This is a genomic window from Bradyrhizobium sp. PRIMUS42 (assembly GCF_023006515.1).
In the GTDB taxonomy this organism is placed as follows: Bacteria; Pseudomonadota; Alphaproteobacteria; order Rhizobiales; family Xanthobacteraceae; genus Bradyrhizobium.
In genome coordinates this window covers 1-9707 of the sequence record NZ_JALBGZ010000178.1, presented here as the reverse complement: position 1 = coordinate 9707, position 9707 = coordinate 1, and the positions used below count along the sequence as shown (strand labels likewise).

The following is a 9707-nucleotide window of genomic DNA, read 5'->3' as shown; positions in this document are numbered from 1 at the left end:
AGCAGGCGGCGCCCAAGGCTGCCGCCGCACCCGCGCAGCCCAAAGCCTCGCCCGCGGCGATTGCGGCGGCCAAGGAGATTCTGCAGATCAAGAACGCCACCGCGATGTACGCGGGCGCCGTGCCTGGTCTCGTCGAGAAGACCAAGATCGCGCTGACCCAGCAGAACCTCAATTACCAGAAGGACCTCAACGAGGTCGCCCCGATCGTCGCCCAGCAGCTCAACGGCCGCCAGAACGAGATCGGCGATGGCATGGCGCAGATCTATGCCAGCGAGTTCACCGAGCAGGAGCTGAAGGACCTCGTGGCCTTCTACAAGTCGCCGCTGGGCAAGAAGCTGATCGACGCCGAGCCGCGCGCCATCGGGCTCAGCATGGCCTTCATGAATTCCTGGGCCCAGAACTTCGCCGAGACCGTGATGGGGGCCTTCCGCGCCGAGATGCGCAAGCGTGGCAAGGAGATCTGATCGATCCTATCTGATCGGTAGTTTCTGAAAGAGGTCGGAGTGGACAATGGCTGAATTCGACGTCGACCTCTTCGTCATCGGCGGCGGCTCGGGCGGCGTGCGTGCCGCCCGCATCGCGGCCGGATACGGCGCCCGCGTGACGATCGCGGAAGAGTACCGCATGGGCGGCACCTGCGTGATCCGCGGCTGCGTGCCGAAGAAGCTGTTCGTGATCGGCTCGCATTTCCGTCACGAACTCGAGGACGCCGCCGGTTTCGGCTGGACCGTTCCGCCCGCCAGCTTCGACTGGGCGACGCTGATCGCCAACAAGGACAAGGAGATCGCGCGGCTGGAGGCGGCCTATACCGCCAATGTCGAGAAGTCGGGCGCGCAGATCGTCAAGAGCCGCGCGGTGATCGAAGACAAGCACACCGTCCGTCTGCTCGAAAACGACCGCAAGATCACCGCGAGATACATCCTGATCGCCACCGGCGGCGCGCCCAACCACGGCGCCTCGATCCCCGGCATCGAGCACGTGATCTCCTCCAACGAGGCGTTCCACCTGAAAAAGCTGCCGCGACGGATCGTGATCCAGGGTGGCGGCTACATCGCGCTGGAATTCGCCGGCATCTTCGCCGGCTTCGGCTCCGACGTCACCGTGATCTATCGCGGCGACAACATCCTTCGCGGTTTTGACGAGGATGTTCGGACTCACGTTCGTGCCGAGATGGAGAAGCAGGGCATCACCATTCTCACCGGCTGCACGGTGAGCAAGGTCGACCGCCATGGCGAGGAATTCACCACGCATCTGTCGAACGGATCGAGCCTCGCCTCCGACCAGGTGATGTTCGCGATCGGTCGCCACCCGGCGGTGGCCAATCTCGGGCTGGAGAAGGCCGATGTTGCCATCAACCCGGGCAACGGCGGCATCGCGGTCGACCATTTCTCCAGGAGCTCGGTCGACAGCATCTATGCGATCGGCGACGTCACCCATCGCTTCAACCTGACGCCCGTCGCCATCCGCGAGGGCCACGCCTTCGCCGACACCGTGTTCGGCAAGCGCGAGGTCAGGGTCGATCACGCCAACATTCCGACCGCGGTGTTCTCGCAGCCGGAGGTCGGCGCCGTCGGTTTGACGGAAACCGAGGCGCGCGCGCAATTCAGCCATGTCGACATCTACAAGACCTCATTCCGCCCGATCAAGGCGACGATGTCCGGCCGCGACACCCGCGTGCTGATGAAGCTCGTCGTCGACGGCGCGACCGATCGCGTGCTCGGCTGCCATATCGTCGGCGATGCCGCCGCCGAGATCACGCAAGTCGTCGCGATCGCGGTGAAGATGAAGGCGACCAAGGCCGATTTCGACGCGACGATCGCGCTGCATCCAACCGCGGCCGAAGAGCTCGTGACCATGCGCACGCCGACCGCGCGCCACGTGCGCCAGGCCGCGGAGTAGGCCTAAGGTTCGCCTCACTCGGGTTCGGTGATCTTGCCCTTGCCTTCGCAGACCTGGCATTTGACCGGGTAGACTTTGCGGCCCGGCGCAGCCGCCTCCAGGGACAGAGGAAAGCCCGTTCCGCTGCACGCCGGGCAGGTCCGCTCTTTGATTTTCGGGGCCATGGTCGTTCCTTTCCGACAGCTTCATACATCTCAAATCAATGCAGCGTTTCTGCCGCGGCTTCGTCGATTGCGGCCATCAAGTCGGCCGTATCCGACTGTTGGATCATATGACCTGCGCTCGCGACGCGCCGCATCTTGCTGTGCCTGATTTCCTCATGGAGGCGACCGGACTGTTCGTCGATGTCGATGAGGCGATCCTGCTCGCCGGCGAGGATGGTGACCGGCATGGCCAGTTCGCCATAGGTCTTCGCCGACAGAATTGCGGCAGGGACCATCAACGCGGCCTCGGCCGCGGCGGCACGAAGCTGCGATGGACGCACGGCCAGTGACTTCGGAAAGCCATCGAATTTTTGCGGGACGGATCGTGGCCCGAACAGTTGCCGGAGCATTGACGGCCACATCAGGCGACTGACGATCGGGGAAATCGTGTGGCTGAGGATATCGCCGAATCCAGGTATCGCCGGCCCCGCCATCGCCATCATCGCGTCGGTGCGGGCCGTCGGGAAATAGTACCCCGACGCCAAGATCAACGCCTCGACCATCGAAGGGTGCCTGCCTGCCAAGGCAATCGCGACCGACGCCCCCCAGGAATGCCCGAGCACGATCGCCTTTTCGACGCCAAGGTGCGCTAGCGCATCCCTGAAGAGGTCGGCCTGCGCCGCAGGGGTCCATGCGACGTTTCGGGGCCTCAGGCTGTGGCCGAATCCCGGACGATCGAACACGATGACGCGATAGTCCTTGGCGGCAAGATCGATCAGACCACTCGATTCGAAATCCTGGATCATGCTGCCATTGCCGTGAAGCAAGACCAACGGGCGGCCCGAACCGCGCTCCACATAGTGCAAGCGAACACCGTCGATGTCGATGAAGCGTCCCTGCGGCGGGTTCTCGCGTTGAGCCTTGTCGGCCAGCTTTCGATTGACGACCGCAGCCGTGGCCATCAAGGCGACTGTCGCGGCAATCGCGGACGCTACCGGATTTTCTGCAAGAACGCGAAGGCTCGTGGCCGCCAAGCTTGGCGAACGTCTCTTAAGTATGCGCATCTGAGAACTTTCGGTGAAGATCACTGGATGAGAAGAAAGGGAGCGTACGCCGTTGGCCTGATCTTAGGGACGCATGCATCCATGGGCAGACGCAACAGGAGAGGCCGCGATATGTTCCTAATTCCTGCGGGATTGGTACGGGAGTAAGCTGTCACTTAAGCGGAAGCCCCGCAAGATCATCGCTCATCGGCGCGTCGAGCGTGTCCGAGCACGGCCAGGCCGGGCGCCCGGAGCGTATTTTCAGCGCCGCGCTCTGGTGAATGGCGATCGAGACCCCACATGCAATGCATCGCTGGCACGATACACGACAGCGCCAGTGGCCGAGAGACGCTACAGCGGCGCGATTCCCGTCGGTTGTGCGCCCTTTGCCCGACAATGCGCGGGCTTGACCGACCTCGACTCTCCCAACGCACCGCAAGGACATTTGTCATGACAGAGAAGCGCAGCCGCATCCGTCAGGCGAGTTCACTTGCCGAGCGTCTTGCGGCCGATGCGGTGAGATTGCGCGAGCAGGCTGCGCGCCTTGAACCCGGTGCGGAGCGAGACGCGCTCTTGAACAAAGCACACCGCAACGCGATGGCCGTCGATATCAATGCCTGCCTGACCTTTCCGGGGCGCCGGGTCCCGGAATAGCCAACGGGACTTCTGCATTCAGCCGTACAAATACCCGACCGGCTTGCCTTCGGTCCGCAGGGGACGCATGTCCTTCCGCGTGATGATCTGGCCGGCGAGACCGTCGATCTCATCGCGCTGCGTCGGTGTCCAGCTGCGGAGGTTGTCGATGCCCTTGAGCAAGCCGAGACGGAGCACCTGCGTGTTCTCGCCGACCGCGACAAGGCTGATCGAGCTCTTCCCCGCGGTCACGACGTCGCCGGCGGCGAGCTCGAAGGTCTCGCCGGCCTTGTTCTTGAACTCGGCCGTGCCGCGAACGACGCGATAGATCACGACCTCGCCCTTGGCGAACGAGGCGGCGTCCGCGGATGCCGATGTGCTCTTCGGCAGAAGCGACCGGCCGCGCGGATCGGTTGCGATGATGTGGCCGGTCACGAGCTGGCCGCTCGGGGCCTCGATGCCGATATCGCGCACGTAAACCGGCAGCGCCGATTTGATCGAGCCGTCCGCGAGCGGCTTGAACAGTGCATCCAGCGCCAGGGGATCCTGAAGCCAGAAGCTGGCATTGGCCGGGCGATCGTGCAGCGGATGGCTCCAGGCTACGCGCGGCGTTTCAGCTTCAACGATCTGATCGGGACCCACGATGGTTGGATTCGGAAAGGTGGTGGGATCGGTGATGAAGGCTTCGAGAAATTTGCCGGAATAGCCCATCGAGATCGGATCCGGCACCACCGTCTGCGGCGTCTTCAGATTCTCTTCGGTCGACAATCCTGACCAGGTGTAGAACAGCTGACGATGCACGATCGCGCTTTGCAGCATCACCGCGCCGGGGCCGACATTGTAGAAGCGTCCGTCATAGTCGAAGGTGAAGGCGCCCGAGGTGACCAGCACGAGCTGAAAGCCGCCGGGTGGCAGATGCAGATGGAAGTCGGTGGGACCGGTGTCGGGACGGTAGATCGGTAGATTGGTCGCGACTTCGTGGAGAAGGAAGGTTTCGTTGTTGGCGTGAAAGCCTTCGTTGGCGCGATTGTAGAGTGCTTGCGGGCGATACGTCGCCTCGAACGTCGCATTCCGGTCGCGATCGATTGCGACGAAGTCCTGGGTGTTGAGGCGAAGCGGCGCGCCATTCGGATGGGTGAGGCCGGTCGTCTTGAGATCGCCCGCAGCATGCACGTTCATGACGTTCTCCGCTCCGCCTCGTTGCTTCGCTGACAACGTCATTGCGAATTTTGGGCCAGTTGGTCTGCAAAGCGGCAAGCGGGGCTGGCGCCGCGATGCGGGCGCAACGGTTCAGAAAAAATCCGGTGGTTGCACGGGAGGTTAGATCGACGGCTTGTTGTGATCGTCGGACGCGTGCCAGGGACGCTCGGCTCAGGGGGCAGCGACGGGAGCTGTCTAATTTGTCGGCAAGCCTCGCCAGCGGGCGTGCAGCGGCGGCGGTGCCCGATCGGTCCGGCGCCTTCGGGATTTAACGATAACGTCGCGTCCCGGCCCGGATGCGATTGACAAAGTGTTCATGTTTTGTTCTTATGTTGCGACCGAGATGGAGGCAGCCATGGACAACCGCATCAACGAAATCCGCAGAACCATCAGAGCGCTCCGCGTCAGCATGCGCGAAGCTGAAGCAATCATGCATGAGCAGATCAACCGTGATGAGGACTGCAGCTTCGTGGCGCAGGAGGTCATCAAGATGCGCCAGGTCATGAGCCTGCTCGCGAAGGAGCGGACTGCGCTCGGCGATCATGAGCCAATCCTCGTGAACAGTTTCTTCATCCCGCGGCGGCGGCCAACGCGAAAACCGGTCGCGGCGCTTACCGCCGAATCCGTGTTCCGTCCGCGTGTGGTGGCGCGGGTTTGACGGGGAGGGCGCCTCAATCAAAAGCGTGAGGCGCGGCCCGATCCGGCTTGCCGGCCGGGCTGTCCGCCCACTTTGCCATGTCCATGGTCCGCGCGTCGACGCCCTCGCACCAGAAGCAATTCGGCCGCGCGCGGCCGTTCTCGGACAGGATCGGGACCAGGCTGTGGCCGCAACCGGCGCACCAGGCGATGTCAGTCATGCATTCCTCTATGGCGTATCAAATCCAGAAATGACGTTCTCGTTCGCGAAGCTTGCGCGGGCGCTATGACGGCGCCGGGGCACCGCGCCCGATGGGCGCGCTCGTTCCTGAGATCGTTGATGTAGCGATCCATCGTGACACGGCTGCGATGTCGTCGCCGTTTTCGCGATAGGCGCGAAGCTGGAATTCCGCCGAGCTGCCGCGATCCACAATGGTCCGGCAGTGCTCGATCTCGGCGGCGCAGCCTAGTGCGTCCGCATCCTCGGCGGTGTCGTCGATGGTTCGGGACAGCATCTCCGAAATCGTGACCGGTCCGTCTTTGGAGGCAAAGATGCAATCGGTTCCGTAGCGCTGGGCGCGCCATTTATTCTCCACCGCAATTGCGCGTTCGACCACCGTGACCTCCTTCGACAAATGAGGTCGCAGATGGAGGTGGCGCGTCAGGCAGCGATAGAGCGAAGCGATCGCGACGGCGTCCTCGACCAAGGTGCAGGTGTCGGGCGCACGAAGCTCGAGTGTCGGGTGCCGCATCGAAGGACGCATCGCCCACCAGATGTGGCTCTCGTCGGGTATCACGCCGGAGCGCTGCAAGGCGCCGACATATTCGTCGTAGTCCTGCCTGCTCTCGAACAATTCCGGCAGGCCGGTGCGCGGCAGCTCGGAATAGGCGGCGAGCCGGTAGCCCTTCAGCCCGGTCTTGTGCGAATTCCAGAACGGGGAGGATGCCGACAGCGCGATGAACAGCGGCAGATGCGGCAGCATCGCTCGCATCACCGCCATGCGCTTCTCGGGATCGGGCAACTGGACATGCACATGCATGCCGCACATCATGTTGCGATGGCCGATGCTGCGCAGATCCTCGATCATCTCCTCATAGCGCGGCTTCGGGCTCGGCTGCGACATACGCCAGACCGCTGTCGGATGCGTGCCACAGGCCATGATCACGAACCCATATTGCGCGGCGACGTTCGCGACTTCGCGCCGCAGGAAGCGGAGCTCTTCGCGGGCGTCGTTGACGTCGATGTGAACGTTGGTGGCGACCTCGAGCTGGGATTGCAGCATCTCGCGCATGGCCTGACCGCCGGTCGACCAGTTCGCCGATTCGAACAGCTCGTTGGGAGTCTGGATCGCGACCTCGAAGCTGCGGCGATCAGCCAGGAAGTACTCCTCCTCGATGCCGAAGGAATATTCAGCCGCCTTGCCACCGCCGCCGGCAGAGCGAATGACGAGGTGCTGCTTGTCGTGAGAGGAATCAAGGCGCAGCAGTTTCAAAACGTCCGGAGCAAATGCCATTGGGCCACCCGGCGAGGTATTACCTGCGGGCGATAATCCTTCTGACAGTAGCGGGTTCCGCGTCGCACTCACTGGAAATTGCAAGGTCGAAGGGAACAATCTTCACGCTTTCGGATGCGCGCGCGATCAACGCGTGATTCGGCGGCACTTCGGTCCAGTCCGATTCCTTGTCGAAGGGTTCGGACACGACGATGACTTGGCCGCCGTCCTCGCGGAAATAGAGTGTGTTCGCGGCATCGTTGACCGCAACACGGAAGGCGTAGAGATCCTTGCCGTTGGCGATCGCACTGGTGAAGCGCAGCCGTTCGCGGAGCTGGCCTTCATTGACCAGCCCGACGAGGGCTTGCAGCACGCGCCGCGTCGCGCCGAGCGGGTCGCCGTCGAGGCCAGCCCCCATCATCGCCAGGAACACGGCTTCCGAATCGGTCGTGCCCAGCCGCGATGGATAAAAAGCATCGGGGATCAGCGCCTCGACCTTGCGCCGCAGCCGATTCCAGCTCCCGACAAATCCGTTGTGCATGAACATCCAGTGGCCGCAGGCAAAGGGATGGCAATTCTGCCGCGTCACCGCTGTGCCGGTGGCTGCGCGCACATGGGCAAAGAACAAATGCGAGCGCAGATGGCGGCAGAGATAACGCAGGTTCTCGTCCGACCACGCCGGGCGCGTCTCGCGATAAAGACCCGGTTCCGGATGCTCGCCGTACCAGCCCAGACCAAAGCCGTCACCGTTCGAGCCCGCCGTCGACTGAAGCGAGCGGATGCTCTGCGCGACCAGAGAATGCTCGGGTTCGGTGACGTAAGGTTCGAACGAGGTGGTCTCGCCTCGGTATGCGATCCAGCGGCACATGAGGTTCCTGAAGACGGCGGATGGGTCGTGAGTTGCACTAACCGACGTGCCGCCCTCGTGGTTCCCGGCGCGAAGCAGTGATCACGACCAGAGCGACTTCGGTGTTAAGATGCGGGACGTCGAGATCGGAGACCGAGATGAACGATCAAGCCATATTGGCCGCGCTTCAGCGCCATTGGGACGTCTCGGACGCCAATGATTTCGAGGCCGAGCATGACATCTATCGCGACGATGCGGTGCTCGATTATCCGCAGTCCGGCGAGCGCATCCGCGGTCGCAGGAACATTCAGGAGAGCCGGTTGGTGCAGCCGAACCAGAAACGCTTCACGGTTCGACGGATCGTTGGCGGCGGCGGTCTCTGGGTGAGCGAATTCGTGCTGAGCTATGACGGGGTGCCGTCGTATGTTGTGAGCATCATGGAATTCCGCGACGGATTGGTGGCGCACGAGACGCAATATTTCGGCGATCGGTTCGATCCTGCGCCGTCGCGGGCGCATCTGGTCGAGCCTCGCACGACTGCTTAACCAAACTCGCCAACATGGAACCGATGCGGCGGCTGGTCGCAGTCGTGCCGCCTTGATTCCGACAGACCCACCTCTATTTCTGGAGCGAACAAGAATCCGGGCCCCTCTGGCGAGGACGCCGACGATGTCGGCAAACCTCGTGATGTCGGATGACCTGTCCCGCGCGAATGCGATGGATTGGCCGATCGTCGGGCCCCTGTTCGTTCTCTCCGACCATTCGTCCCCATCGCAGCTCCGTGCGGCCATTTCGCAAGTTAAGGGAGCAACGATGTCTGCCGTCAAATCCTCAAATCCGATCGAGATCGAGATTACGGAACCGTCCAGCCTGAACGAACAGGCCGCGGTCGCGTTGGTGATCGTCGGGGCGCTGGTTGCAGTTGCCGACCGGCGCGTTTCGCCGGTCGAGCGCGACGAGGTGATCCGTTTCATCAGGGATCGCAAGCTGGCGCCGCACATTCCGGATGAACGACTCTATGCGATATTCGATGAACTCGCCGAACGGCTCGAGGAGCCGGACTTTGCCAATGTCGTGATCGACACGCTTCGGCCGGTTTCGAATCTGCCGCTCTCGTCCCATCTGATGGAGCTGTCGGAGCGCGTTGCTGCGGCGGATGAGGACGTCCATCCCCATGAAGTGCAGGCGATCAAATTGTTGCGCTTGCTGACGCTGGTGCTGCCGCGCGCGAAGCCGGTCGTGCCGAGTGAAGCGGGCGCCGAACGGCAGGCCGCCTTGAAGGAGTAAGCATGAGCACAGTTTCGGACGAGCGCGCGACGAAAACCGAGGGCACCACCGGCCAGATGGCCGGCGGTGACCCGCGCCTCGACAAGCTCGTCCACCGCCTGCCGCCGCGCATGGGCGACACCTTCACCTATCTGCTCAAGCCGTCCAGTCGCTGGGTGAGAATCCCCTCGGGCACGCTGCTGATCGTCGGCGGCGTGCTTTCCTTCTTGCCGATTCTCGGCGTCTGGATGCTGCCGCTCGGCCTCGCGCTGCTTGCCGAGGACGTGCCTGCGCTGCGCTCCTCACGTTCGAAGGTCCTGGATTGGATCGAGCGGAAGAAGCCGCAATGGCTCGAGCCGTCTGCACCGAAAAATGATCAATCATGACTGAATTCATCACCTCCGACGCCCTGACCGCGCTGGTTCAGGTCATCCTGATCGACCTTGTGCTCGCCGGCGACAACGCCGTCGTCATCGGTCTCGCCGCGGCGGGGTTGCCGGCCGAGCAGCGTCGCCGTGCCATCATCGTCGGCATCGCCTCCGCTACT

Annotated in this window: 13 protein-coding genes and 1 pseudogene; 8 read left to right on the top strand and 6 right to left on the bottom strand. The window is 63.0% G+C overall.

Annotation, left to right across the window (positions count from 1 at the left end; genetic code table 11):
* Both MOV75_RS15785 and gor read left to right on the top strand, forming a co-directional pair.
* Positions 1 to 464, top strand: a 464-nt coding sequence (locus tag MOV75_RS15785; protein WP_247006152.1) for a DUF2059 domain-containing protein, incomplete at its 5' end; no start/stop codon positions are given.
* Between the two features lie 46 nt (positions 465 to 510).
* Positions 511 to 1899 carry a glutathione-disulfide reductase gene (gene gor / locus MOV75_RS15780; protein WP_246926230.1) on the top strand — a complete coding sequence of 463 codons (1389 nt, stop codon included), beginning with the start codon at positions 511 to 513 and terminating at the stop codon, positions 1897 to 1899.
* 14 nt (positions 1900 to 1913) lie between these two features.
* On the opposite strand, the gene MOV75_RS15775 is transcribed toward gor, so the two are convergent.
* Both MOV75_RS15775 and MOV75_RS15770 read right to left on the bottom strand, forming a co-directional pair.
* The gene (locus MOV75_RS15775) at positions 1914 to 2063 is read right to left on the bottom strand and encodes a hypothetical protein (protein ID WP_246926231.1); all 150 of its coding nucleotides are present in this window, start codon (positions 2061 to 2063) and stop codon (positions 1914 to 1916) included.
* A gap of 35 nt (positions 2064 to 2098) precedes the next feature.
* Positions 2099 to 3106 (bottom strand): alpha/beta fold hydrolase, encoded by a 1008-nt coding sequence (locus MOV75_RS15770; RefSeq protein ID WP_246926250.1) that lies wholly within the window; start codon positions 3104 to 3106, stop codon positions 2099 to 2101.
* A 429-nt stretch (positions 3107 to 3535) separates the two neighbouring features.
* Here MOV75_RS15770 and MOV75_RS15765 point away from each other — a divergent pair, with 429 nt between their 5' ends.
* The gene (locus MOV75_RS15765) at positions 3536 to 3739 is read left to right on the top strand and encodes a hypothetical protein (protein WP_246926233.1); all 204 of its coding nucleotides are present in this window, start codon (positions 3536 to 3538) and stop codon (positions 3737 to 3739) included.
* An 18-nt stretch (positions 3740 to 3757) separates the two neighbouring features.
* Here the strand turns inward: MOV75_RS15765 and MOV75_RS15760 are convergent, their stop codons facing one another.
* On the bottom strand, positions 3758 to 4897 hold the full coding sequence (locus MOV75_RS15760; RefSeq protein WP_247006151.1) for a glucuronate isomerase: 1140 nt from the start codon (positions 4895 to 4897) through the stop codon (positions 3758 to 3760).
* Positions 4898 to 5273: 376 nt separating this feature from the next.
* Between MOV75_RS15760 and MOV75_RS15755 the strand changes: the two genes are divergently transcribed.
* The gene (locus MOV75_RS15755; protein ID WP_247006150.1) at positions 5274 to 5576 is read left to right on the top strand and encodes a hypothetical protein; all 303 of its coding nucleotides are present in this window, start codon (positions 5274 to 5276) and stop codon (positions 5574 to 5576) included.
* 13 nt (positions 5577 to 5589) lie between these two features.
* Here MOV75_RS15755 and MOV75_RS15750 read toward each other — a convergent pair whose 3' ends face one another.
* The 3 genes from MOV75_RS15750 to MOV75_RS15740 form a co-directional block, all read right to left on the bottom strand.
* Positions 5590 to 5775 (bottom strand): hypothetical protein, encoded by a 186-nt coding sequence (locus MOV75_RS15750; RefSeq protein WP_247006149.1) that lies wholly within the window; start codon positions 5773 to 5775, stop codon positions 5590 to 5592.
* A 63-nt stretch (positions 5776 to 5838) separates the two neighbouring features.
* Positions 5839 to 7068, bottom strand: a complete 1230-nt coding sequence (locus MOV75_RS15745) for a carboxylate-amine ligase (RefSeq protein WP_247006148.1) — start codon at positions 7066 to 7068, stop codon at positions 5839 to 5841.
* Positions 7069 to 7087: 19 nt separating this feature from the next.
* Positions 7088 to 7915 (bottom strand): class II glutamine amidotransferase, encoded by an 828-nt coding sequence (locus tag MOV75_RS15740; protein WP_247006147.1) that lies wholly within the window; start codon positions 7913 to 7915, stop codon positions 7088 to 7090.
* Between the two features lie 137 nt (positions 7916 to 8052).
* Here MOV75_RS15740 and MOV75_RS15735 point away from each other — a divergent pair, with 137 nt between their 5' ends.
* The 4 genes and pseudogenes from MOV75_RS15735 to MOV75_RS15720 form a co-directional block, all read left to right on the top strand.
* Complete coding sequence (locus MOV75_RS15735; protein ID WP_246926245.1) at positions 8053 to 8439, top strand: nuclear transport factor 2 family protein; 387 nt, start codon at positions 8053 to 8055, stop codon at positions 8437 to 8439.
* Between the two features lie 268 nt (positions 8440 to 8707).
* Positions 8708 to 9181, top strand: coding sequence for a TerB family tellurite resistance protein (locus tag MOV75_RS15730; RefSeq protein WP_247006146.1), 474 nt, complete (start codon positions 8708 to 8710; stop codon positions 9179 to 9181).
* Positions 9182 to 9183: 2 nt separating this feature from the next.
* The gene (locus tag MOV75_RS15725) at positions 9184 to 9546 is read left to right on the top strand and encodes a hypothetical protein (protein WP_246926249.1); all 363 of its coding nucleotides are present in this window, start codon (positions 9184 to 9186) and stop codon (positions 9544 to 9546) included.
* A pseudogene (locus MOV75_RS15720) lies at positions 9543 to 9707 on the top strand (TerC family protein); the annotation flags it as partial. The gene MOV75_RS15725 and the pseudogene MOV75_RS15720, both read left to right, overlap by 4 nt.